Below are 23,443 nucleotides of genomic sequence, written 5' to 3'. Positions count from 1 at the left end.
GTGTGTCAAATGCTGTCGATCCATCACTCCCCAACAAACCACCGGTAGTACGGATTCCCACCATCTGCGCGCATCACTTCGCGAATATCCCGCGCCCAGGCGTCACGATCGCCGTCATAGGCATGCAGGCTTGCCCGATAAAACTGCATCAGGCGTTGCCGGTGCGCGTCCATGCGCTCATTGAAGCCGACATCGGCATTTATCAGCGGCGGCTCGATGTGCAGGTCGAGCAGTGCTGGCAGCACACGAGTGATTTCCTTGGCCCGGACCCACGGCGCGTACTCGATACGCGGTTGATCGTCGGTCACCGGTTGCGCGTCAGCGGCGAAGCGTTCCAGGCCGGAGCGATCAGTCACCCAGGTCGCGAGCAGTGCAGCAGCCGAACCGATACCGACATCCTGCAAGCTGCTGCGCACGCTGTCTTGCTGGAAGCGTTGATTGATCTTCGCAGCGTCCAGTTCGATCGGCTCCAGTGAACCCACCAGCAGCATCTCGTGAAACTCGCTGGTCCAGAGGTTGGCGTACGGAAACACGTCGAGGAAACTGCGCACCAGCGCGCGCGAGTCGTCGATGTTCTGGGTCGGCAGCGGCAGCCACTGAGCCACCAGGCCCTGTTTCTGCAAACGGCTGGCCGCCAGTTGATAGAAATCGCGGCTGTACAGATTCACCACGCCGGCTGCGGAGGGCGGCGGCGGTTCGAGCGTGATCAGGTCATAGCGTTGTGGATTGCGCAGCAGCTCCTGGCGACCGTCACGCAGTCGCACGTCGACACCGGGATTGGCGCCGGCATTGAAGTTGCCCTTGAACAGTGGCGCGGCCTTGACCACCGAGGGCAGCAGTTCGGCGACGACGCGATGTTCAAGACCCGGGTACTGCGTCAGGGCCCCGGCGGTGATGCCGGTGCCAAAGCCGATCACCAGTGCCGAACGCGGCTCAGCGTTGTGGATCAGCAGCGGCAACAGCGCCTGAATCCGCATGTAGCGAAGGGACGGCATGGCGTCGCCGGTGTTGGATACGCCCTGAATGTACAAGCGCTGGAAGGTTTTCTGGCCCTTGCCCTGGCTGACCACGGCGACGGTTCCGCCACGTCCTTCTTCGTAGAACGTCAACGTGCCGTTGCGTGCACCGGGCAGCAGGCTGGCCAGTTTGTCCACCGGGGTCAGTAGCGCTACGGCCACTGACAGCAAGCCGACCGCGATCACGCCCTGACGCCGGCCTTTCTTGACCCCATGCCCCTTGCGCACCGCAAAGCAGCCGATCCCTGCGGCGATGATCGCCAACAGGCCCAGCGTACGAACCAGCCCCAATAGCGGGATCAGCACGAAGCCACAGAGCATCACCCCGACAATCCCGCCGAGGGTATTGAAAGCCACGACCTCTCCGACATTACGCCCCACATGGTCATGGCCGACGCTCAAGCGCAGGGCCACGGGAAAGGCCGCGCCGAGCAGCAAGGTCGGGACAAAAACGATGCTTAACGCCGCCACCGCAAAGCGTGCGCTCATGCCCATCAATTCACTGGCGCCCAGCGACAGCACCCAGGCTTCAACCACGCTTTGGGCAACGATCAGCCAGCGCCCGAGCAAGGCGATTTCCAGCAGCGCAATCAGCCCGGCACCGGCAATCAACAAACCGAATACGCCCCAGGGATCGCGCAGGCGATCGACCCGACGGGTAAGCAGGGTACTGCCGAGGAACAGTCCGGCGAGATAAGTCGCCAGGACCACGGCGAACGCATAAGTGCGCGTGCTCATGAACTGCACGATCGATTGCGACCAGACCACTTCGTAGCCCAGCGCCACGCCCCCGGCAATCGAGTACAGCCACAGGGCGAGGCGATCCGGTGCCTTGTCGGCGTGGTGCTTCACCGGTGCCGCGTCAGGCATGGAATGGCGACGTTGAAACCACAGCGCGCCAGCGGCGGCCAACAGATTGAGTATCGCGGCGGCCAGGGCGCTGCCGCGTACGCCGAGGGTGGCAATCAGCACGAACGCGGCGAGCAACGTGCCGGCAATGGCCCCGGCGGTATTCGCGGCATACAGGTGCCCACCGGCCTTGCCCAGTTGTTGCGGGTCGCTCGCAAGGGAGCGAACCAGCACGGGCAGGGTGCCGCCCATCAGCAGTGCCGGAACGCCCACCAGGACAAACGGCAACATCCACGCCATGAGTCCGACATGTTGTTCCAGCCAGGCAAACGGGCTGGCCGCCAGGCTCATGGCGAACGTCGCGCCAACACCGAGTACCGCCACCATCACTTCCAGCCCGGCGTACAGCAGAACCGGCTGCTGCAACTTGTCCGCCCAGCGCCCGAACAGCAATCCGCCCAGGGCCAGCCCGGCGAAAAACGCGCTGATCCCGGTGGTGATGGCGTACACCTCGACGCCTACGACCAACGACAACTGCTTGATCCACAGCACCTGGTACACCAGCGCAGCAGCACCGGAGACGAACAGCAACAGGGAAGGGATCAGCAGTGCCGGGGAGGCGACTTGAGGGGCAGGTATGGCCGACGACTTGCTGGCGACACGTGAGGACATAGGTTTGTTGCCTTGTGCAATGAGCAAAATAAACGTCAATCAGCGTAGGGGCCGCCTGCGGCAGCTCCTGCAAGGGAAAAGGGCCGCTCGCCGATGAAGGCGAGCGGCGGTCAAGCGGTCTTACTGTGCAGCTTTCATTTTTTCCTCGATTTTGACATCTACCGCCGCGCGGATCTGGTCAACGCTGAAGCTGGCCGGTTTTTGGCTTGGTGGATAGTCGATGAATGTCTGCAGGAACGCCGCTGACTTCATGACTGCCACTTCGGTCAGGTAAACGTTCTTGGTGGCCCAGTCGTAATATTGATCGGAGACCACGTCGGCGCGTTCATACGGGTCCATGCGCAGGTTGAAAACTTTCGGTACGCGCAGGCATACGAACGGTTCGCTCCAGACCTTGAAACCACCGGGCTCGCGTTGTTCACAGAACACCGCTTTCCAGTTATCGAAGCGCATCGACACCAATACGCCGTCATCGTTGAAGTAGTAGAACTCCTTGCGCTCGCTTTTAGGCTGTTTGCCAGTCAGGTAAGGCAGTTGGTTGTAACCGTCCAGGTGCACCTTGAAGTTGGTGCCACCGGAAGTCGGTGCCCAGCCTTTGAGCAGCTTGTTCTTCACGTCGGCATCGCCGGCTGCGGCGAGCAGGGTCGGGAACCAGTCAAGGCCGGAGAACATCTCGTTGGACACTTCCCCCGGTTTGATCTTGCCCGGCCAGCGAATCATCGCCGGTACGCGATAGGCGCCTTCCCAGTTGGAGTTCTTCTCGTTACGGAACGGCGTGGTCGCCGCATCCGGCCACGACCATTGGTTCGGGCCGTTGTCGGTGGTGTAGACGACGATGGTGTTGTCGGTGATTTTCAGGTCGTCGAGGGTTTTCAGCAGTTTGCCGACGTCACCGTCGTGCTCGATCATGCCATCGGCGTAATCGTTGCCGGGCATGCCACTCTGGCCCTTCATCGAGTCACGCACGTGGGTGAACGCATGCATGCGTGTGGTGTTCATCCAGACAAAGAACGGTTTGTCCGCCTTGGCCTGTTTCTCGATGAACGCCTGGGCCGCCGCAGTGGTTTCGTCGTCGACGGTTTCCATACGCTTGGTGGTCAGCGCACCGGTGTCTTCGATCTTGCCGTCGGCGAAGCTGTGGATCACGCCGCGCGGGGTAAATGCCTTGGTGAACTCGGGGTTGTCCTTGGGCCAGTTGGCACGCTCGGGTTCTTCTTCGGCGTTGAGGTGGTAGAGGTTACCGAAGAACTCGTCGAAACCGTGGTTGGTCGGCAGGTATTCATCGCGGTCGCCAAGGTGGTTCTTGCCGAACTGGCCGGTGGCATAGCCTTGGGACTTGAGTGCCTGGGCGATGGTGACGTCACGCTTTTGCAGGCCGACCGTGGCGCCCGGCAAGCCGACCTTGGACAAACCGGTCCGCAGCGGCGTTTGCCCGGTAATGAACGTCGACCGTCCTGCGGTGCAGCTGTTCTCCGCGTAATAGTCGGTGAACATCATGCCTTCCTTGGCGATGCGGTCGATGTTCGGCGTCTTGTAGCCGACCACCCCCATGGAGTAAGCGCTGATGTTGGTCTGGCCGATGTCATCGCCGAAGATCACCAGAATGTTGGGTTTTTCAGCGGCCCCGGCTGTTGCCGAAATCGCCATGACCGAGGTCGCCACTAAGGCGAGTTTCGGTAGCCACTTGCGTATGCGAGTCATCTGACTAGCTCCTTTGCTCACTTACGTCGCCTGATGCGACAAACGTTTATTGCGGTCCTGCGTTACGCTTTCTTATTGCACTTGCTCGGTTGCGGCGTCGTAGGGGTAGATCCGGCGCCATTCGGCGGCCATGTCCACGACGGTCCAGTTACGGGATTTGGCCTCGTCCAGAGCCTTGTCCAGGCGGCCGATTTTCGATTCGCGGTCATAGGCCCACTCACGCTTGGCGTCGGTGTGGTGCACCAACCCCATGAAGCGTTTACCAGGGCCGGCGGCGGTCCACTGCAGCATTTGCAGGTCGCCGTCGGAGTTGCCGAAGGCGAGGATGGGCCGACGCCCGATCACCGCATCAATGCTGACCGGTTTGCCCGGACCGTCGTCGTTATGAGCCAGTTTCGGTGTGCGCAGGATCGACGCCTTACCGTCCTTGTATTCAAACGTTGTGACAAATGTGGTGCCGATCACCTGTTCGGGCGGGATGCCATAGACCTTCTCGGCGAAGGCGCGCATGAAGCCGGTGTCGCCGCCAGAGACGATGTAGGTCTTGAAGTTCTGGCTGCGCAGGTAGTCGAGCATTTCCAGCATCGGCTGGAAGATCATATCGGTGTAGGGCTTACCGGTTTTCGGATGGCGGGCCTGACTCAACCAGGTTTTGGTGTAGTCGTCGAAGGCTTCGGTGGTCATGCCGCCATGGGTGGCGGCGACGATTTTCATCAGGCCGTCCATGCCGGATGCCGCCAGGGCCTTCTGATCGTTTTCCAGCACGGCTTTGAAGGGCTGGGTGGTTTTCCATTCAGGGTGCTGCGCTGCGGTGCGCTTGACCTCTTCGAGGGCGAACAGGAACTCGAAATACATCGGCTGCTCGCTCCACAAGGTGCCGTCGTTGTCGAATACGGCGATGCGGTCCTCGGGTTTGACGAAGTCCTTGCTGCTTTGATCGGTCACGGCTTGGACGAATTCGATGATGTTCTTTTTTGACGGGCCGTCGTTCCAGGACGGCAATGGTTCGGCGGCCTGAACCAGCAAGGGCAGGCTCAGCGCCAGGGTCAACAGAAACTTAAACCCGTGAATTTGGCGTAGTGATATCGGGTTCATCATCGAAATTCCTTCTCGTGAACGGGGTTGAGTGGTCGCAGTGCGGGAGCGACTGATTCTTTGTCGTGTCCGGCCTGACTAACCAGCGTAGTCAAAGAATTCTTGAGTTGGTGCAGCGCTTGATCTTTTGTCGGTTCACGGCCGTAACAGGCACGTAACAATGCTTGCAGTCGTGGACCGAGGCCGGTGAGTTTCAAGCCCTTGCGGCTGCGTCGGGTCCATAGATACAGCGCGCTCAATTGCGCAGGAGTGGCGTCCAGTTGCGACGGGATCTGCCGCCAGGCGTAGTCGGCCGATTGCAACCATGCCGCGTGCCGGGCATGGCGCCGGGCTTGCCAGGCACTGTGAGCGCGCTGCCAAAAAGGACGCGCGAACCAGCCAAGCCCGGCGAGGCAAAGCAGCAGCGCCAGCGCACCCAAACCGTAGCCAGACAGGTGCAGGCTGTTTTGCTGGCCGAGTTTTTTCAGGTCTTCAGTGATCGAGAACACCGGTTTGTAAGCGCTGTTGGCGGCTGCGTCGAAATTGATCGCAGGCACTTGCGCGGTACGGGTTTGCCGGGTGCTGGCGTCCCACCACTTAATGGCGATGGGCGGGAGGCTGTAATGCCCTTCGGCGTCGATCCGATATGTCACCGTATCAATGCGTTGGCCGCCATTGAAGTGTCCCCGGCCGTCATTCAGGTTGCTGACTTGTGGGGATTTCGCGTAACGGCTCAGACCGCGGATGTCACCCAGCGAGGGCGTGGGCAACGACATGCCCAGGGCGCCGTCGGCCTGGAGCGTCAATTCGCGGGTGATGCTGTCGCCGACCTTCAGCGGGGTGGCGGAATTGATGGCTTTTTGGGTGAAACGCAACCCTTGGGCGACCAGCACGGGTTCGCCGGCCTGGAACCCCGGCGGTTGGGTCGAAGTGAACTGCACGGGCTGGCTTTGGGCGCTCAATTCGACAGTGGCCTGGCCGGGCGTGGCACGCACGGTCAGCGCTGGAATGTCGAAACCCTGCGCCAGGTTCGGGGTAATCAGGTAGCGGTAACGCATGCCGTTCAAGGACTTGCCGTCGATGTTCTGATTGATGTGTTCGGCATGGCCATCGGGCGGCATGACCAATGCACCGGGCAGCTTCAGATCGGGCAGGGTGGGGGCGCTGGTGAACCAGGTGTCAGTGAGGACATCGAGTTGCAGTTCGACAAGGCTGCCGACCATGGCCGGTTCGCTGGGTTGCAGGTGGGCCAGGACTTTCAGCTCGGGTTCGGCGGCAATAACTGTTGTGCTGAACAGGCAAATGAGCGCGGCGCTGATTATTTTGGTGGATGAGCGGACTGACAGACTGGTCATGGCTTGGCCCCCGCCTGATCCTGCAAACTGAACTTCTGCTTCAAGAACTTCGCCGGCGATGTACTGAGGTTCTTCAGCCATTGTTCATCCGATGAGGCCTGTTCTGTCTGTACCTCTTTGCTCTGGCCTTTGCCCGGTGCCTTGTCCATTTTGATTTCGTCGGGCTTGATCTCAGGGGCGTTTTTCGCCGCGTCTTCGGTGTCTTTCTGCAATGCGATGGCCAAGGCGAGGTTGGCCGTGGCTTCCGGGAATTGCGGCTGCAACTTCAAGGCCTGGGTGTAGGCCGCGATGGCCTGGTCGAACTTGAAACGCCGTACATAAATGTTGCCGAGGTAGAAATACGCCTGCGGTGTTTGCAGCCGCGCGAAGCTGGCCAATGCCAGGTCGAAATCGGCGGCCTGGTAGGCGGCGATGCCTTTCCAGTACGGGTCGACAAAAAGGGCCGCGGCTTGCGGCAGATGCTCGTGCTCAAAGGCCCAGCGACCTTGCTGGTCGCGGGTGAAAAAGGCATCGGTAAACGCGTTGGCGTGCGCCGGTGCCGGTTGTAACCCGAGCCCCACGGCCAACAGCAGGCCGGCCATCCAGTTCAGGCTCCAACCTTTGCGCACGCTGAAGAACGCAATCAGCAGCAGTGGCCAGCAGAGCCAGTAGCCGGCGTCTTTCCAGTGCAATTCGCGCTGTTCGTCGCTGGCAGCCTGAAAGTGTTGACGGGCGTGCAGTTCGACCCAATCCAGATCGTCATTGTTGAGCGTGAGGCTGCCCAGCGGCGCATCCACCGCAGACGCCAACTGTTTTAGCGCGGCCTGATCAAAACTGCCCAGTTCAGGGCGGCCGTTGCTGTCGATACGCGGTTGGCCACCGGCATCGTTGATGATGCCGCCATCCTCGCTACCGACGGCCAAGATCAATATCTGCAGCGCGCTGTCGTCGAGTTTTTTATCCAGATCGTCGAGTGCCGCGGTGTCCGCACCGTCGGTCATCAGCAGCAGGGTGCCGGGGGATTTTTCAGCGGCCAGCAGACGTTTGGCCTGATCAATGACCGCGCCGACGTCTTTGCCGGGTTTGCCGATCAGATCGGTGCCCAGTGCCTGGATGAACGTGTCGAGCAAGGCCGGGTCATCGGTGGGCGGCAATACCAGGTGGGCGCTGCCGGCGTAGGCGATCAGTGCGTTGCGGGCGCCGGCGCGGCGCTGGATCAGGTCGTGAAGCTTGTGTTTGACGGCTTCCAGGCGCGTCGGTTGTACATCGTTGGCATCCATGGACGGCGACAGGTCGACGGCAATAATCAACGGCGCACGGTTCTCCAGAAAGTCCGGACGGTCCTGTTCCCAGGTCGGCCCTGCGGCAGCAATCGAGCCAAGCACCAACACCGCGCAGACCAGGTGGACGGGACGCAACCAGTGCTGATCCTTCGGCGTGATCAACAGGTGCGGGAGCAGGTGTTCGGCGATGTTGCTGCGCAAGCGCCGTTGCAGGTCCTGACTGCGCCGCCACAGCAGCGGCAGTAGCGCGGCGAAGGGCAGCAGCAATAGCCAGAGAGGGCGCAAGAAGTGGAAGTCACTGAGGTTGATCTCCATCTCAGGCCTCCTGCCGCTGACGAATAATGGACAGGCGCGGGCGCAGCATGGCGCACAGGTGATACAGCGCGAGCAGCGCAATCGCCGCGCCCAGCGGCCACCAGAACAGATCACGCTTGGGTTGGTGGCTGAGGGTCTTGACTTGATGCGGGGTGAGCTGGTCGAGGGTGCTGTAGACCTGATTCAGCGCATTGCGGTCTTCGGCGCGGAAGAAGCGCCCACCGGTGGTAGTGGCAATGTCTTGCAAGCCTTGCAGGTTGACCTTGGCTTCGCCCTCGGCATTCGGGTCGCCGATGCCGATGGTGTGAATCACCACGCCTTTGGCGGCGGCCATCTCGGCCGCATGGTCCGGGGTGATGGCGCTGCTGGTGTCATTGCCGTCGGTCAGCAAAATCAGGACTTTTTCCTGTTCGTGGGCCTTGTCCAGCAGTTTCAGGCTCAGGCCAATGGCATCGCCGATCGCCGTGTTGGGGCCCGCCATGCCGATCCCGGTGTCATCCAGCAACAGCGACAGGCTGGCGTGGTCAAGGGTCAACGGCGCTTGTGGGTACGCGCCGCTGCCGAACACGATCAGGCCGAGGCGGTCTTCTTTGCGTTTGTCGATAAAGCCGTGCACCACTTCCTTCACGGCAGCCAGGCGATTGATCTTCTGGCCGCTGGCGTCGGTGAAGTCGGTGGTTTCCATGGATTGCGACAGGTCGATGGCGAGCATCAAGTCGCGCACCGGTTGTTGGCGCTCGATGGGTTTCTCGACGAACACCGGCCGCGCCGCTGCCAGCAGCAGGAGCGCCCATACCAACAGATTCAGCATCAGTTGCCAGGCGTTGCTGCGGATGCCGGCTTTGCTGGGTGCTTCGCCCACTGCACGGCTCATGGCGGCAAAAAACGGCACGCGTACCGCGCTGCGCGCCTCGCGGTAATCGGGCAGATAACGGTAGGCCAGCCACGGCAATGGCAGCAGCAGTAACAGCCAAGGATAATCAAGCTGCCACATGATGACGCTCCACCCAGGATTTGCAGGTGTCGAACAACTGTTGGCGTTGTTCGGGTGGCAAGGCTTGCAAAGTAGAGTCCGGAGCGTAAGCGAGCTGCGCCAGTTGCTGGCTGAAGTCAGCGGGAAGTGGTTGCTTGTGGTGCTGCTGTAGAAAGGCTTGCCAATCATCTTTCCCCAGTGCAGCAGGCCCCTGTGGGAGCGAGTTTGGCATGGAGATCGCGACGCGCTTGAGCAGTTCCGGCAACTCGCGCAACGCAGTCAGGTCACCGCTGCGCTGCTGCAATTGCGCCAGACGCGTTAAGGCCTCGCGGCGATAACGATCACGCCGCCATCGCCAGTAACGCCGTGCGCCCAGTAGCAGCGCCGCAACCACCAGCACGGCGAGCAACACCCACCAACCCCAGGTCTGCGGCGCGTAACTGACCGGTGCCGGAAGAGCGATTTCCTTCAATTGCTCGATGCTCGGGATATCGGGGTTCATCGCCGCCCTCCGCTGAGCTTGCCCAATTCGCTGCGAAGTTGTTCCTGGGCTTCGGTGGCAGTGCTGAACATCATCAATGGCACCTGACTACGCCTCAGCAGCGTGGCCACGTCCTTGAGTCGTCCGCTGAGGAAATCGCCCAAAGGCTGGTGCACCTGGCGACGTTCCACCGCCAGCTCCACCTGCATTTGTCCTTGGGTGATCAGCACCCGGCCATTTTTCGGCAGGTTCAGCGCCAACGGGTCGTAGACCTGCATGGCGATCACATCGTTGTGTGCCGCCAACTGGCGCATCAGTTGTAACGTACGCTCGCCCGCGCCGGCAAAGTCGCTGACAATGCAGATCAAGTGATCGTGACCGGCCACGGCCAGGCATCGCTGCAACACCTTGTCGAGCTGGTCTTCGCCTTCGGCGTCCGGATTGGCCGCGCTCAATTCCTGGTTCTGCTGAACGATGCGGCTGCACAACGCCTCGATCCGTTTTCGGCTGCGTAGCGGGGAGATGCTGTCGATGCGCCGGTCGTTGAACACCAACCCGCCAACCCGGTCACCGGCGTTGAACACCATCCACGCCGCCAGTGCGCCGAGCTCGGCGGCGAGGGCGGATTTGAAGCTGCGTTGCGAGCCGAAAAACATGCTCATGCGCTGATCGACGAGGATCAACGCCGGGCGGTCGCGCTCTTCGGTGAAGGTGCGCACCACCGGTTTACCGGTGCGCAGCGACGCCCGCCAGTCGAGATGGCGCAAATCATCGCCGGGTTGATAGCGGCGTAGTTCGTCGAAATTCAAGCCGCGACCACGCAAACGCGACGCGTGATTGCCGGCAAGGATGCTGCCTTGCGGCTGGCGCGCAACAAAACTCAGGTCGCGGGCCTTGAACTCCAAGGCCATCAACTGCGCCAGAGAGACATAGGCCAGGCCGTCTACGTTCATGCAGGAATCGCCACTTTGTCGAGCAAACGGTCGAGTACCTGATCGGCACTCACCCCGTCGGCCACGGCGTCGTAGCTCAATTGCAGACGATGGCGCAGCACCGGGTGCACCACGGCGCGCACGTTGTCCGGCGAGACGAAATCCTGCCCCTGCAACCACGCATCGGCGCGGGCGCAACGGTCCAGGCCGATACCGCCACGGGGGCTGGCACCGATGGCGATCCAGCGGCCGAGGTCGGCGTCGTAATCGGCAGGGTGGCGGGTGGCATTGATTAGGTCGATCAGGTAACTATCGATGGCTGGGGAAACATGCACCGCACTGACTTCCCGGCGAGCGGCGAAGATCACGTCCTGAGCCAGTGCAAAGCCTTGCACTGCTGCGGTTTTCGCGCTGAGGGCCTGTTCTTCTTCGCGCAACAGGCGCAGTACCTGGCTTTCGTTTTCGGCGCTCGGGTAGTCGAGCAGCACCTTCATCAGGAAGCGGTCCATCTGTGCTTCCGGCAGTGGGTAAGTGCCTTCCTGCTCGATCGGGTTTTGCGTGGCGACCACGATGAACAGTTCCGGCAACGCATGACTGTTGCCGGCCACGGTGATCTGCCGTTCTTCCATGGCTTCCAGCAATGCGGCCTGAACCTTGGCCGGTGCGCGGTTGATTTCGTCGGCCAGGATCAGGTTGCCGAACAGCGGCCCCGGTTGGAAACGGATTTCGTTTTTGCCTTCGACCTGATGCAGCACCTCGGCGCCGGTGATGTCCGAGGGCAGCAAGTCCGGGGTGAACTGGATGCGGCTCATCTTGGCATCCAGGTGTTTGGCCAGCGCCTTGACCGTGCGGGTCTTGGCCAGGCCGGGCAGGCTTTCCAGCAGCAAATGGCCGTTGGCCAACAAGCCCACAAGAATTTGGCGGATCACCTGATCCTGGCCGAGTACGGCTTCGGCAATACTCGCTTGCAAGGCGTTGAGGTCGTTGAGTGCGCTCATTTCAGCTCCTGGAAAAACGCCGAGGTCATGTTGACCGCGATGCCGTTGTTGTCAGTACTCCGGGCTCGCTCCGGGGAAGCGGTGAAATCAGCCCAGGCACTGGTTGTAGTGAACAGCAGGCGGTTACTCATAAAACTTCCTTACCAACCATTGGCGTCATTGCCTGAGCGTGATGCTGAAAAGCGTCGAGTGCTGTTCGGTATGTTGCGGGTGGGTATCGAGGTCATGAGCGCCAACACCGCAACTGACGAACGTGGTCATCAGGCTGAAGATGGCTGCGCGAATGGCAATCTGCATGGCAATGTCCTCACTTTCCAAACGTGACGTTGAGTCCGGCGTACAGCGTGAACTTCGGCAAACCATCGCCTTTGTGGTCCACGGTCCACTGTGGTTCGACAAAGACGTTGAGGACATTGGGCCCGGATTTCCACACCTTGCCGCCACCCAAACCGAGGGGGATGTAATGGGTGTCGTTCTTAAGGTCGAAGGTCCACGTGCCGGTTGAGCGCAGGTACCAGCCTTTGTCCAGGTTGTGGATGATGAAGGGCTGCAGGGTCGCGCTTTCGACGTGAGGCCGGTCGCTGTCACCTGCAAAGGAACTCTGGTACTGCACCAGCGCCCCCAACAGGCCTCGGGGAGAGGCGTCGATGGCCACGGCGGCCAGGCCACCTTGCCATTTGCCGGTGCCCAATTCGTCCTGGTCGGCGGTCGGCGCGGTGATCATCGGGCCAACGCCCAACTGCACGCCTTCGGTCTTGAGCAGGAAGATATCGAACAGGTTCAGGTCACCTTCGCCGGTGCTGTAGCCGCTGTTCGGATCGGGACGCGTGCTGATCGGCGCGGTGACGCGTATTAATTGCGGGACGCCAATGAAATCGTTGGGCGCAATCGGCAGGGTACCGCGCACCAGTACGTCATTGCTGTGGATATTGGAGTCGTAGTATTTCGGCGTGTAGTAGTCCTGCAGGCTCATTCCCGGCGCGATGTTCAACGGGTTGTTGCTTTTGTTGGCCGTCTCGGCGTCGTCAGCCTGGGCAGAAATGAAAGGCGCAAGCGAGGTCACCAGAACAAAAGTGCCCATCCCCATTTTTTTCAACATGATTCCCCCGATTCCCTGGTGGCTCACTAGATGACTCGGCACTTGCTGGCCGTTACTACGCAATCTCTTTTGGTATCAAGCCTGTAGGACACGTCTGGTTGACGCTAGCAGCTAATCGCGGTTTAGCCAGTCGAAAGGATTAATTCTTTGGTTTTGTGCGCAAAATCTCACCAGTGTTGTGCACTAAAAAGCTTATGCAAAAAAGTGCTTTCCTCGGAAAACGCTCTTTTCGTGGGGGGAATGTACTGAGTGGTGTGAGCGAGCAAGCCCGCTCACATTTTCAGCACTTTTTGACCTGCCCGAACACCCGTTCCTCCTGCTCGCGCAATTGCGGCGTCAACTCCGCGCCAAAGTCATCCAGCTCGAACACTTGGCGAATCTCGATCTCGGCCTCGGTGCCCGGCATCGGATTGGGGGAGCGTTTGACCCACTCGATCGCTTCTTCTTTCGATTTCACCTGCCACAGCCAGTAACCGGCGATCAGTTCCTTGGTTTCGGCGAACGGGCCGTCTATTACCGTGCGTTTATCGCCGGTAAAGCGCACGCGGGCGCCTTTGCTGCTCGGTTGCAGGCCTTCGCCGGCGAGGAGGATGCCGGCCTTGGCCAGTTCTTCGTTGTAGTTGCCCATGGCCGTGAGCAGTTCTTCGCTGGGCATGATGCCGGCTTCGGAATCCTGGCTGGCTTTTACAATGATCATGAAACGCATGGCGATGTCTCCGCTGAATTTGAATGATTCAGTTGTAGTCGAATGCCGCTTGCCTGGATCGACAGCGCTGCCGGATTTTTTTGCAACGGGTGTAGTACATTCTTCATCGCGGTGACTGATAAGTCGCTATCGCGAGCAGGCTCGTTCCTACAGGTTTTGACGGTGTATACATGTTTTGTATCCGGGGTAGGTCACCGGGCCATTTCGTGGTTAACTTCGGCCTCTTCAAAATTCTCTACAACAACGTTCAGAAGGACTCCGTTCATGGCTCAAGTCACACTTAAAGGCAACCCGGTTCAAGTCAACGGCCAACTGCCTCAAGCCGGTTCCAAGGCGCCAGCCTTTTCCCTGGTTGCCGGCAATCTGTCCGACGTCACCCTGAAAGACTTTGCCGGCAAGCGCAAAGTGCTGAACATCTTCCCAAGCGTTGACACTCCGACCTGCGCCACCTCCGTGCGCAAGTTCAACGCCCAGGCCAACGACATCGCCAACACCGTGGTGCTGTGCATCTCTGCTGACCTGCCGTTCGCCCAAGCGCGTTTCTGCGGTGCTGAAGGTCTGGAAAACGTACAGAACCTGTCGACCCTGCGCGGTGCCGAGTTCATCGAGAACTACGGTGTGGCCATCGCTGACGGCCCGTTGAAAGGCCTGACCGCCCGTGCCGTTGTGGTACTGGACGAAAACGACAACGTGCTGCACAGCGAACTGGTCAAGGAAATCGCTGAAGAACCGAACTACGAAGCGGCACTCGCTGTACTGAAGTAAGTCTGGCTTTACAATTGTTAACGGCCTGGCCCTGTCCAGGCCGTTTTCATTTGTGTTTCAGTGTCTTGGATAAATCTCCTGTTACGTAAGCCGAAGGTAAATTGCCGGTAAAGGCGCTTTGCTTAAGACCCGCCAGTGCTTATCGTTCAGCCTCATGTAAAGAAAGCCCACGCGCCCAATGGTTGATCACTCAATGCAATCCTCCGCTTCCCGTAGTCCCCGTCGCTGGCTGTTTGGCCTGCTTGTCCTGCTGGTCATCGCCGCCCTGTGCTGGAAATTCTGGCCAGGCAGTGCTGCACCGAAAGAGGGTGCAGGGCAAAAAGCCGTGGCCGGTCACACCGGCAGGTCGGGAGCGATGCGTCCAGGCTTCGGCGGTGCTTCCGGACCGGTTCCGGTGCGCGTAGCCCCGGCGGTCAAGGGTGATTTCCCGCTGTACTACAAGGCGTTGGGCACGGTCACGGCGCTGAACACCATCAACGTGCGCAGTCGCGTCGGCGGTGAGCTGATGAAGATCAATTTCGAGGAAGGGCAGATGGTCAAGGCCGGCGACCTGCTCGCCGAGATTGACCCGCGCCCGTACCAGAACGCCTTGCTCCAGGCCGAAGGCACCTTGTTGCAGAATCAGGCGCAACTTAAAAACGCCCAGGTGGATGTCGAGCGTTATACCGGTTTGTACCGGGAGGACAGTATTGCCAAGCAAACCCTGGACACCGCCGTCGCGCTGGTCGGTCAGTTCCAGGGTACGGTCAAGACCAATCAGGCGGCAGTCAACGACGCCAGGCTCAATCTCGAATTCACCAAGATCCGCGCACCGATCGCCGGCCGGGTCGGCCTGCGTCAGCTCGATGTCGGCAACCTCGTAGCCGCTAACGACACCACGGCGCTGGCGATCATCACCCAGACCCAACCAATCAGCGTGGCTTTCACCCTGCCGGAAAACAGCCTCGACACCGTGCTCGCGCGCTATCGCAGCGGCGCCAAACTGCCGGCCGAGGCCTGGGACCGTGGCGACAACAAGTTGCAAGCCACCGGCGTGTTGCAGAGCCTGGACAACCAGATCGATGTCACCACCGGCACCCTGAAATTCAAGGCGCGCTACGACAACCGTGACCAGTCGCTGTTTCCCAATCAGTTCGTCAACGTGCGCCTGCTCGCTGACACCCTTAAAGACGTCGTCCTCGCACCGTCTGCGGCAATCCAGTTCGGCACCAACGGCACGTTCGTTTATGCCCTGGACGGCGACAAGAAGGTCAAGATCCGCCAGTTGAAAATCGGTGCCAGCGACGGTGAAAACACGGTGGTCACCGAAGGCCTTTCCGCAGGCGACCGCGTAGTGCTGGAGGGCACCGACCGCTTGAAGGATGGCAGTGACGTGGAAGTGGTCAACGACCCGCAGCAAGTGCCGACCAGTCCGGCAGGGCACCTGCAGGGCAAATCGGCGGCCAACACCCCTGAACCGGCGACCACTGACAAGGCGAAAAAGGGCGGCGCATGAATCTCTCGCGGCTGTTCATCCTTCGCCCGGTAGCCACCACATTGAGCATGCTGGCCATTATCCTGGCCGGCGTGATCGCTTATCGGCTGCTGCCAGTATCGGCATTGCCTCAGGTCGACTACCCGACCATCCGCGTCATGACGCTCTATCCCGGTGCCAGTCCGGATGTCATGACCAGCGCCGTGACCGCGCCGCTTGAGCGGCAGTTCGGGCAGATGCCGGGCCTGACGCAAATGGCATCCACCAGTTCCGGTGGCGCCTCGGTGCTGACCTTGCGTTTCAGCCTCGACATCAACATGGACGTCGCCGAGCAGCAGGTGCAGGCCGCAATCAACGCCGCGACCAACTTGTTGCCCAAGGACCTGCCGGCGCCGCCGGTGTACAACAAGGTCAACCCGGCCGATACGCCGGTGCTGACCCTGGCCATCACCTCCAAGACCATGTTGTTGCCCAAGCTCAATGATCTGGTCGACACGCGCATGGCGCAGAAAATCGCCCAGATCAGCGGCGTCGGCATGGTCAGCATTGCCGGCGGTCAGCGTCAGGCGGTGCGGATCAAGGTCAATCCCGAAGCCTTGGCTGCCAATGGCCTGAACCTATCGGACGTGCGCACGTTGATTGGCGCGTCCAACGTCAACCAGCCCAAGGGCAACTTCGACGGCCCGACCCGGGTTTCGATGCTCGATGCAAACGATCAACTGACTTCACCCAAGGACTACGCCAACCTGATCCTGGCCTACGCCAACGGCGCGCCATTGCGGCTCAAGGATGTGGCCGAGATTGTCGACGGCGCCGAGAACGAACGTCTGGCCGCGTGGGCCAACGAAAACCAGGCCGTGTTGCTGAACATTCAGCGGCAACCCGGTGCCAACGTCATCGAAGTGGTGGACCGCATCAAGGCGCTGCTGCCGAGTATCACCGACAACCTGCCGGCCGGCCTCGACGTCATCGTGCTGACCGACCGCACCCAGACCATCCGCGCTTCGGTCAAGGACGTGCAACATGAACTGCTGATCGCCATTGCGTTGGTGGTCATGGTCACGTTTCTCTTTCTGCGTCGGGCGAGCGCCACGATCATTCCGTCGGTGGCCGTGCCGCTGTCGCTGATCGGCACTTTCGGCGTGATGTACCTCGCGGGCTTCTCGGTCAACAACCTGACCCTGATGGCCCTGACCATCGCCACCGGTTTCGTGGTGGACGATGCGATCGTGATGCTGGAGAACATTTCCCGCTATATCGAAGAGGGCGACAGCCCACTGAACGCGGCGCTGAAGGGGGCGAAGCAAATCGGCTTCACCCTGATTTCCCTGACCTTGTCGCTGATCGCCGTGTTGATCCCGCTGCTGTTCATGGCTGACGTGGTCGGGCGGTTGTTCCGCGAGTTTGCCATCACCCTGGCGGTGGCGATCCTGATCTCGCTGGTCGTGTCCCTGACCCTGACGCCGATGATGTGCGCGCGGCTGCTCAAGCGTGAACCGAAGGAAGAAGAGCAGGGCCGTTTCTACCGCGCCAGCGGTGCCTTCATCGACTGGATGATCGCCGCCTACGGGCGCAAATTGCAGTGGGTGCTCAAGCACCAGCCGCTGACCCTGATGGTCGCAATCGGTACCTTGGCGCTGACAGTGTTCCTGTACATGGTCGTGCCCAAGGGCTTCTTCCCGGTGCAGGACACCGGGGTGATCCAGGGGATTTCCGAAGCGCCGCAGTCGATTTCCTTTGCGGCCATGAGCGATCGCCAACAGGAACTGGCCAAGGTGATTCTGGCGGATCCAGCGGTCGAGAGCCTGTCGTCCTACATCGGCGTCGACGGTGACAACTCGACGCTGAACAGCGGCCGACTGCTGATCAACCTCAAGTCCCACAGCGAGCGCGACCTGAGCGCAACCGAGGTCATCGCACGCCTGCAACCGGAACTGGACAAACTGGTGGGCATTCGCCTGTTCATGCAGCCGGTACAAGACCTGACCATCGAAGACCGGGTCAGCCGCACGCAGTACCAGTTCAGCATGTCGTCGCCGGATTCGGAGCTATTGAGCCTGTGGAGCGGGCGTCTGGTGGAAGCCCTGGCCCAACGGGCGGAGTTGACCGACGTTGCCAGCGACTTGCAGGACAAGGGCTTGCAGGTCTATCTGGTGATCGACCGCGACGCCGCGTCGCGGGTCGGGGTGTCGGTGTCGAATATCACCGACGCGCTGTATGACGCCTTCGGCCAGCGGCAGATTTCCACGATCTACACCCAGGCCAGCCAATACCGCGTGGTGCTGCAATCGCAGTCCGGCGAGAAAATCGGCCCGCAGGCGCTGGACCAGATCCACGTCAAGACCACTGATGGCGGCCAGGTGCGGCTGTCCAGCCTGGCGCATATCGAAGAGCGTCAGGCGCAACTGGCGATCACCCACATCGGCCAGTTCCCGGCGGTGATGATGTCGTTCAACCTCGCGCCCGGCGTGGCACTGGGGCATGCGGTCGAGATCATCGAACAGGTGCAGAAGGACATCGGCATGCCGATCGGCGTGCAGACCCAGTTCCAGGGCGCGGCCGAGGCGTTCCAGGCGTCGCTGTCGAGCACCTTGCTGCTGATTCTGGCGGCGGTGGTGACCATGTACATCGTGCTGGGCGTGCTCTACGAGAGCTACATTCACCCGATCACCATCCTCTCGACCTTGCCTTCGGCGGCGGTCGGCGCCTTGCTGGCGTTGATCCTCAGCGGCAACGACCTGGGCATGATCGCGATCATCGGCATTATTCTGCTGATCGGTATCGTCAAGAAGAACGCGATCATGATGATCGACTTTGCGCTGGATGCTGAGCGCAATCAGGGCATGGATCCCGAGACGGCGATCTATCAAGCCGCGTTGCTGCGTTTCCGGCCGATCCTGATGACCACCCTGGCCGCGCTGTTCGGCGCAGTGCCACTGATGCTGGCCACCGGTTCCGGTGCGGAACTGCGTCAGCCGTTGGGTCTGGTGATGGTCGGCGGTTTGTTGCTGAGCCAGATTCTGACACTGTTCACCACGCCGGTAATCTACCTGTACTTCGACCGTCTTGGTCGGCGTTGGGGGCGCAAGCCTGAGCCCGTGGAAGCGGTAGAGCAGCCATGAACCTGTCAGGACCTTTCATCAAACGCCCGGTCGCGACCATGCTGCTGAGCCTGGCGATCATGCTGCTGGGTGGCGTGAGTTTCGGTCTGCTGCCGGTGTCGCCGCTGCCGCAAATGGACTTCCCGGTGATCGTGGTGCAGGCCAGTCTGCCCGGCGCCAGCCCCGAAGTCATGGCATCCACCGTGGCCACGCCGCTGGAACGTTCATTCGGCGCCATCGCCGGGGTCAACACCATGAGCAGCCGCTCCAGCCAGGGCTCGACACGGGTGATCCTGCAATTCGACCTCGACCGCGACATCAACGGCGCGGCGCGGGAAGTGCAGGCGGCGATCAACGCCTCGCGCAACCTGCTGCCCAGCGGGATGCGCAGCATGCCGACCTACAAGAAGGTCAACCCGTCCCAGGCGCCGATCATGGTGCTGTCGCTGACCTCGGACGTGCTGGAAAAAGGCCAGCTGTACGACCTGGCCTCGACCATCCTGTCCCAAAGCCTGTCGCAAGTGCAGGGTGTCGGCGAAGTGCAGATCGGCGGCAGCTCCCTGCCGGCGGTGCGCATCGAACTCGAACCGCAGGCGCTGAATCAGTACGGTGTGGCGCTGGACGATGTGCGCAACACCATCGCCAACGCCAACGTGCGTCGGCCGAAGGGCTCGGTCGAGGACGATCAGCGTTTGTGGCAGGTTCAGGCCAACGACCAGCTGGAAAAGGCCAAGGACTACGAATCGCTGATCATCCATTACAACGGTGGCGCGGCCCTGCGCCTGAAGGATGTAGCCAAGGTCAGCGACGGTGTTGAAGACCGCTACAACAGCGGTTTCTTCAACGACGACGCGGCGGTATTGCTGGTGATCAACCGCCAGGCCGGCGCCAACATCATCGAGACGGTCAATGAGATCAAGGCTCAACTGCCGGCGTTGCAGGCGGTGTTGCCGGCCAGCGTCAAGCTGAACGTGGCCATGGACCGCTCGCCCGTGATCAAGGCCACGTTGCACGAAGCGGAAATGACGCTGTTGATCGCCGTGGTGCTGGTGATTCTGGTGGTGTTCCTGTTTCTGGGTAACTTCCGGGCGTCACTGATTCCGACGCTGGCGGTGCCAGTGTCATTGGTCGGCACGTTTGCGGTGATGTACCTCTACGGCTTCTCGCTGAACAACCTGTCGCTCATGGCGCTGATCCTCGCCACCGGGCTGGTGGTGGACGATGCCATCGTGGTGCTGGAGAACATTTCCCGGCACATCGATGCGGGCGTTCGGCCTATGAAAGCGGCGTATCTCGGCGCCCAGGAAGTCGGCTTTACACTGCTGTCGATGAACGTGTCGCTGGTGGCGGTGTTCCTGTCGATCCTGTTCATGGGCGGGATCATCGAGAGCCTGTTTCGCGAGTTCTCCATAACCCTGGCGGCGGCCATCGTGGTGTCCCTGGTGGTTTCGCTGACCCTGACGCCGATGCTCTGCGCCCGCTGGCTCAAGCCACACACACCGGGGCAGGAGAACCGTTTGCAACGCTGGAGTCAGCGGGCCAACGAATGGATGGTCGGCAAATACGCGACCAGTCTCGACTGGGTACTGCGTCATCGGCGCCTGACGTTGCTCAGTCTGTTCGTCACGATCGGCGTTAACGTTGCGTTGTATGTGGTTGTTCCTAAAACATTTTTACCTCAGCAAGATACCGGCCAGTTGATCGGTTTCGTGCGCGGCGACGACGGTCTGTCGTTCAGCGTGATGCAGCCGAAAATGGAAATATTCCGCCGCGCCGTGCTCAAGGACGACGCGGTGGAAAGCGTCGCGGGCTTCATAGGCGGGACCAACGGCACCAACAACGCGTTCATGCTGGTACGCCTCAAACCGATCAAGGACCGCAGCATTTCCGCGCAAAAGGTTATTGAACGCCTGCGCAAGGAAATGCCCAAGGTTGCCGGTGCGCAACTGATGCTGATGGCCGATCAGGACCTGCAATTCGGCGGTGGCCGCGAGCAGACGACCTCGCAGTATTCCTACATCCTGCAAAGTGGTGACTTGGGGGCGCTGCGTGAGTGGTATCCGAAAGTCGTGACCGCGCTCAAGGCTCTGCCTGAGCTGACGGCAATCGACGCCCGCGAAGGTCGTGGTGCGCAGCAGGTGACGTTGATTGTCGACCGCGACCAGGCCAAACGCCTGGGTGTCGACATGGACATGGTCACGGCGGTGTTGAACAACGCCTACAGCCAGCGGCAGATTTCGACCATCTACGACAGCCTCAACCAGTATCAGGTGGTGATGGAGGTCAATCCGAAATACGCCCAGGACCCGATCACCCTCAAGCAGGTGCAGGTAATCACCGCCGATGGTGCACGGATTCCGTTGTCGACCATTGCCCATTACGAAAACAGCCTGGAAGACGACCGCGTCAGCCACGAAGGCCAGTTCGCCTCGGAAAGCATTTCCTTCGACATGGCGGAAGGCGTGACGGTGGAGCAGGGCAGCGCCGCCATCGAACGGGCGATTGCCTCGGTGGGTCTGCCGGAAGATGTCATTGCGAAAATGGCCGGCACTGCCGATGCCTTCGCCGCGACCCAGAAGAGCCAGCCGTGGATGATCCTTGGCGCGCTGGTGGCGGTGTATCTGGTGCTGGGCGTGCTGTATGAAAGCTACATTCATCCGCTGACCATCCTCTCGACCTTGCCTTCGGCGGGTGTCGGCGCTTTGCTGTCGATCTATGCACTGGGCGGCGAATTCAGTCTGATTTCGTTGCTAGGCCTGTTCCTGCTGATCGGCGTGGTGAAAAAGAACGCCATCCTGATGATCGACCTGGCGCTGCAACTGGAGCGACACCAAGGCATGGCGCCGCTGGAGTCGATTCGCAACGCCTGTTTGCAACGTTTGCGGCCGATCCTGATGACCACTCTCGCGGCAATCCTCGGCGCCTTGCCGTTGTTGCTGAGCCGTGCCGAAGGGGCGGAAATGCGCCAGCCGCTGGGTCTGACCATCATCGGCGGGCTGATTTTCAGCCAGGTGCTGACCCTTTACACCACTCCGGTGGTTTACCTCTATCTCGACAAACTGCGCCATCGCTTCAACCACTGGCGTGGGGTGCGTACTGATGCTGCTCTGGAAACTCCGCTATGACTGACCGTTCGCTGTTCAACCTGGCTACACCGCTGATCGCCGCCCGAGGCTCGCGGCTGCTGAGTCTGTCGCTGTGCATGGCGTTGCTCAGCGCCTGTGCCATCGGCCCGGATTATCAGCGCCCGCAAACCGCGGAACCGGCGCAGTACAAGGAAGCGGCCGGCTGGCGTCAGGCCAATCCGAGCGATTCCTTGGCCCGTGGTGCGTGGTGGGAGCTGTATGGCGACCGGCAACTCAATGACCTGATCGAGAAACTCAACGCGTCCAACCAGACCGTTGCCCAGTCCGAAGCCCAGTACCGGCAGGCCCAGGCGTTGGTGCGCAGCGCCCGGGGTGCGTTTTTCCCGACGGTGGACCTGAGCTTGGGGAAAAACCGCTCCAGCCAGGGCACTGGCAGTAGCAGTTCCAGCCTGACCAGTTCTTCCAGCGGTATCCGTGACACCTACACCGCACAGGCTGGCGTCAGTTGGGAAGCGGATATCTGGGGCAAATTGCGACGTGGTCTTGAAGCCGATACCGCCAATGCCCAGGCGAGTTTTGCCGATCTGGCGGCGATGCGCCTGAGCCAGCAGTCGGAACTGGTGCAGAACTACCTGCAATTGCGGGTGATCGATGAGCAGAAGCGTCTGCTGGAAGCGACCGTCGAGGCCTATCAGCGCTCGCTGAAAATGACCGAAAACCAATACCGCGCCGGTGTGTCCGGCAAGGATGCGGTGGCTCAGGCGCAAACCCAGCTCAAGGGCACCGAAGCCGATATGGTCGACCTGATCTGGCAACGCGCCCAGTTCGAAAACGCCATCGCGGTGCTGATCGGCTTGCCGCCGGCCGAGTTCAGCCTGGTGGAGACAGAGAACATTCCGGCGTTGCCCGAAGTGCCGTTGAGCCTGCCTTCGCAGCTGCTGGAGCGCCGCCCTGACATTGCCTCCGCCGAGCGTTCGGTGATTGCTGCCAACGCCAACATCGGCGTGGCGAAGGCCGCTTACTACCCAGACCTGACCCTGAGTCTGAACGGGGGTTACAGCAGCAGCACGTCGAAAGACCTGTTCAGCCTGCCGAACCGTTTCTGGTCGGTTGGCCCGCAACTGGCCATGACCTTGTTCGATGGCGGACAGCGATCGGCGGAGGTGGATCGCAGCGAAGCGGCCTACGACGAAACCGTGGCCAAATACCGCCAGACCGTACTCGACGGTTTCCGTGAAGTGGAAAACTATCTGGTCCAGCTCAAGGTGCTGCAAGACGAAGCCGTGGTGCGCCAACAGGCGCTGGATGCGGCCCGCGAATCGCTGCGCCTGACCCAGAACCAGTACAAGGCCGGGGTCATTGCGTACCTGGACGTGGTCGTGGTTCAAGCGTCGGCGCTGAGTAATGAACGCAGCAATCTGGATTTGTTGCAGAGCCGCCTGATTGCCAGCGTGCAGTTGATCGCTGCGCTGGGTGGTGGTTGGGACGGGCGGCTATAGGGCGGGGTGCGTTGCGCTAGAGCGTTTAAGGTCGATCAAACAAGCGTTTCATCGGCTTGATGGCCTTTTGCTAATTTTGTGAGTG

18 protein-coding genes are annotated in these 23,443 nt (G+C 60.8%); 5 read left to right on the top strand and 13 right to left on the bottom strand.

Annotation, left to right across the window (positions count from 1 at the left end):
• Nucleotides 1-23: 23 nt before the first annotated feature.
• The 13 genes from ACNYC6_RS01455 to ACNYC6_RS01395 all read right to left on the bottom strand — a co-directional run bounded on the left by ACNYC6_RS01455 (nt 24) and on the right by ACNYC6_RS01395 (nt 13,433).
• Nucleotides 24-2,537, bottom strand: coding sequence for a fused MFS/spermidine synthase (locus ACNYC6_RS01455; RefSeq protein WP_419710747.1), 2,514 nt, complete (start codon nt 2,535-2,537; stop codon nt 24-26).
• Between the two features lie 120 nt (nt 2,538-2,657).
• A complete protein-coding gene (locus ACNYC6_RS01450; protein WP_419710746.1) occupies nt 2,658-4,238 on the bottom strand; it encodes an arylsulfatase in 1,581 nt (526 codons plus the stop codon).
• 72 nt (nt 4,239-4,310) lie between these two features.
• Nucleotides 4,311-5,336: an HAD family hydrolase gene (locus tag ACNYC6_RS01445; protein ID WP_419710745.1), complete on the bottom strand. Its 1,026-nt coding sequence runs from the start codon at nt 5,334-5,336 to the stop codon at nt 4,311-4,313.
• Nucleotides 5,333-6,748, bottom strand: a complete 1,416-nt coding sequence (locus ACNYC6_RS01440) for a hypothetical protein (protein ID WP_419710744.1) — start codon at nt 6,746-6,748, stop codon at nt 5,333-5,335. Before ACNYC6_RS01440 ends, ACNYC6_RS01445 begins: the two co-directional genes overlap by 4 nt.
• Nucleotides 6,664-8,244, bottom strand: a complete 1,581-nt coding sequence (locus ACNYC6_RS01435; protein ID WP_419710743.1) for a VWA domain-containing protein — start codon at nt 8,242-8,244, stop codon at nt 6,664-6,666. The genes ACNYC6_RS01440 and ACNYC6_RS01435 overlap by 85 nt, the downstream gene beginning before the upstream one ends.
• 1 nt (nt 8,245) lies before the next feature.
• Nucleotides 8,246-9,238, bottom strand: a complete 993-nt coding sequence (locus ACNYC6_RS01430) for a vWA domain-containing protein (protein ID WP_419710742.1) — start codon at nt 9,236-9,238, stop codon at nt 8,246-8,248.
• Nucleotides 9,225-9,719, bottom strand: coding sequence for a DUF4381 domain-containing protein (locus tag ACNYC6_RS01425; protein WP_419710741.1), 495 nt, complete (start codon nt 9,717-9,719; stop codon nt 9,225-9,227). The genes ACNYC6_RS01430 and ACNYC6_RS01425 overlap by 14 nt, the downstream gene beginning before the upstream one ends.
• The gene (locus tag ACNYC6_RS01420) at nt 9,716-10,651 is read right to left on the bottom strand and encodes a DUF58 domain-containing protein (protein ID WP_419710740.1); all 936 of its coding nucleotides are present in this window, start codon (nt 10,649-10,651) and stop codon (nt 9,716-9,718) included. Before ACNYC6_RS01420 ends, ACNYC6_RS01425 begins: the two co-directional genes overlap by 4 nt.
• A complete protein-coding gene (locus ACNYC6_RS01415) occupies nt 10,648-11,628 on the bottom strand; it encodes an AAA family ATPase (protein ID WP_419710739.1) in 981 nt (326 codons plus the stop codon). Before ACNYC6_RS01415 ends, ACNYC6_RS01420 begins: the two co-directional genes overlap by 4 nt.
• A complete protein-coding gene (locus ACNYC6_RS01410; RefSeq protein WP_419710738.1) occupies nt 11,625-11,759 on the bottom strand; it encodes a hypothetical protein in 135 nt (44 codons plus the stop codon). Before ACNYC6_RS01410 ends, ACNYC6_RS01415 begins: the two co-directional genes overlap by 4 nt.
• A gap of 25 nt (nt 11,760-11,784) precedes the next feature.
• On the bottom strand, nt 11,785-11,925 hold the full coding sequence (locus tag ACNYC6_RS01405) for a hypothetical protein (RefSeq protein WP_419710737.1): 141 nt from the start codon (nt 11,923-11,925) through the stop codon (nt 11,785-11,787).
• A 10-nt stretch (nt 11,926-11,935) separates the two neighbouring features.
• A complete protein-coding gene (locus tag ACNYC6_RS01400; RefSeq protein ID WP_419710736.1) occupies nt 11,936-12,727 on the bottom strand; it encodes a hypothetical protein in 792 nt (263 codons plus the stop codon).
• 280 nt (nt 12,728-13,007) lie between these two features.
• The gene (locus ACNYC6_RS01395) at nt 13,008-13,433 is read right to left on the bottom strand and encodes a YciI family protein (RefSeq protein ID WP_419710735.1); all 426 of its coding nucleotides are present in this window, start codon (nt 13,431-13,433) and stop codon (nt 13,008-13,010) included.
• A 264-nt stretch (nt 13,434-13,697) separates the two neighbouring features.
• Here ACNYC6_RS01395 and tpx point away from each other — a divergent pair, with 264 nt between their 5' ends.
• The 5 genes from tpx to ACNYC6_RS01370 all read left to right on the top strand — a co-directional run bounded on the left by tpx (nt 13,698) and on the right by ACNYC6_RS01370 (nt 23,358).
• Complete coding sequence (gene tpx, locus ACNYC6_RS01390) at nt 13,698-14,198, top strand: thiol peroxidase (RefSeq protein WP_419710734.1); 501 nt, start codon at nt 13,698-13,700, stop codon at nt 14,196-14,198.
• Between the two features lie 178 nt (nt 14,199-14,376).
• On the top strand, nt 14,377-15,693 hold the full coding sequence (locus ACNYC6_RS01385; protein ID WP_419710733.1) for an MdtA/MuxA family multidrug efflux RND transporter periplasmic adaptor subunit: 1,317 nt from the start codon (nt 14,377-14,379) through the stop codon (nt 15,691-15,693).
• Nucleotides 15,690-18,794 carry an MdtB/MuxB family multidrug efflux RND transporter permease subunit gene (locus tag ACNYC6_RS01380; protein ID WP_419710732.1) on the top strand — a complete coding sequence of 1,035 codons (3,105 nt, stop codon included), beginning with the start codon at nt 15,690-15,692 and terminating at the stop codon, nt 18,792-18,794. The genes ACNYC6_RS01385 and ACNYC6_RS01380 overlap by 4 nt, the downstream gene beginning before the upstream one ends.
• Nucleotides 18,791-21,898 (top strand): efflux RND transporter permease subunit, encoded by a 3,108-nt coding sequence (locus tag ACNYC6_RS01375; protein ID WP_419710731.1) that lies wholly within the window; start codon nt 18,791-18,793, stop codon nt 21,896-21,898. Before ACNYC6_RS01380 ends, ACNYC6_RS01375 begins: the two co-directional genes overlap by 4 nt.
• Nucleotides 21,895-23,358 (top strand): efflux transporter outer membrane subunit, encoded by a 1,464-nt coding sequence (locus ACNYC6_RS01370; protein WP_419710730.1) that lies wholly within the window; start codon nt 21,895-21,897, stop codon nt 23,356-23,358. Before ACNYC6_RS01375 ends, ACNYC6_RS01370 begins: the two co-directional genes overlap by 4 nt.
• The last annotated feature ends 85 nt before the right edge of the window (nt 23,359-23,443 follow it).

It is taken from the genome of Pseudomonas sp. NFX224 (genome assembly GCF_048565165.1).
GTDB lineage: Bacteria > Pseudomonadota > Gammaproteobacteria > Pseudomonadales > Pseudomonadaceae > Aquipseudomonas.
The sequence above is the reverse complement of the archived record's forward strand: the minus strand, read 5'-3'. Positions and strand labels throughout refer to the sequence as shown.

Excerpts from the sequence above, each read along its gene's own strand:
- ACNYC6_RS01370 (WP_419710730.1), top strand. The coding sequence starts at position 21,895 with ATGACTGACCGTTCGCTGTTCAACCTGGCTACACCGCTGATCGCCGCC.
- ACNYC6_RS01385 (WP_419710733.1), top strand. The coding sequence starts at position 14,377 with ATGGTTGATCACTCAATGCAATCCTCCGCTTCCCGTAGTCCCCGTCGC.
- ACNYC6_RS01450 (WP_419710746.1), bottom strand. The coding sequence starts at position 4,238 with ATGACTCGCATACGCAAGTGGCTACCGAAACTCGCCTTAGTGGCGACC.
- tpx (WP_419710734.1), top strand. The coding sequence starts at position 13,698 with ATGGCTCAAGTCACACTTAAAGGCAACCCGGTTCAAGTCAACGGCCAA.
- ACNYC6_RS01425 (WP_419710741.1), bottom strand. The coding sequence starts at position 9,719 with ATGAACCCCGATATCCCGAGCATCGAGCAATTGAAGGAAATCGCTCTT.
- ACNYC6_RS01375 (WP_419710731.1), top strand. The coding sequence starts at position 18,791 with ATGAACCTGTCAGGACCTTTCATCAAACGCCCGGTCGCGACCATGCTG.
- ACNYC6_RS01395 (WP_419710735.1), bottom strand. The coding sequence starts at position 13,433 with ATGCGTTTCATGATCATTGTAAAAGCCAGCCAGGATTCCGAAGCCGGC.
- ACNYC6_RS01430 (WP_419710742.1), bottom strand. The coding sequence starts at position 9,238 with ATGTGGCAGCTTGATTATCCTTGGCTGTTACTGCTGCTGCCATTGCCG.
- ACNYC6_RS01455 (WP_419710747.1), bottom strand. The coding sequence starts at position 2,537 with ATGTCCTCACGTGTCGCCAGCAAGTCGTCGGCCATACCTGCCCCTCAA.
- ACNYC6_RS01440 (WP_419710744.1), bottom strand. The coding sequence starts at position 6,748 with ATGGCTGAAGAACCTCAGTACATCGCCGGCGAAGTTCTTGAAGCAGAA.
- ACNYC6_RS01410 (WP_419710738.1), bottom strand. The coding sequence starts at position 11,759 with ATGAGTAACCGCCTGCTGTTCACTACAACCAGTGCCTGGGCTGATTTC.
- ACNYC6_RS01435 (WP_419710743.1), bottom strand. The coding sequence starts at position 8,244 with ATGGAGATCAACCTCAGTGACTTCCACTTCTTGCGCCCTCTCTGGCTA.
- ACNYC6_RS01415 (WP_419710739.1), bottom strand. The coding sequence starts at position 11,628 with ATGAGCGCACTCAACGACCTCAACGCCTTGCAAGCGAGTATTGCCGAA.
- ACNYC6_RS01445 (WP_419710745.1), bottom strand. The coding sequence starts at position 5,336 with ATGATGAACCCGATATCACTACGCCAAATTCACGGGTTTAAGTTTCTG.
- ACNYC6_RS01380 (WP_419710732.1), top strand. The coding sequence starts at position 15,690 with ATGAATCTCTCGCGGCTGTTCATCCTTCGCCCGGTAGCCACCACATTG.
- ACNYC6_RS01400 (WP_419710736.1), bottom strand. The coding sequence starts at position 12,727 with ATGTTGAAAAAAATGGGGATGGGCACTTTTGTTCTGGTGACCTCGCTT.
- ACNYC6_RS01420 (WP_419710740.1), bottom strand. The coding sequence starts at position 10,651 with ATGAACGTAGACGGCCTGGCCTATGTCTCTCTGGCGCAGTTGATGGCC.
- ACNYC6_RS01405 (WP_419710737.1), bottom strand. The coding sequence starts at position 11,925 with ATGCAGATTGCCATTCGCGCAGCCATCTTCAGCCTGATGACCACGTTC.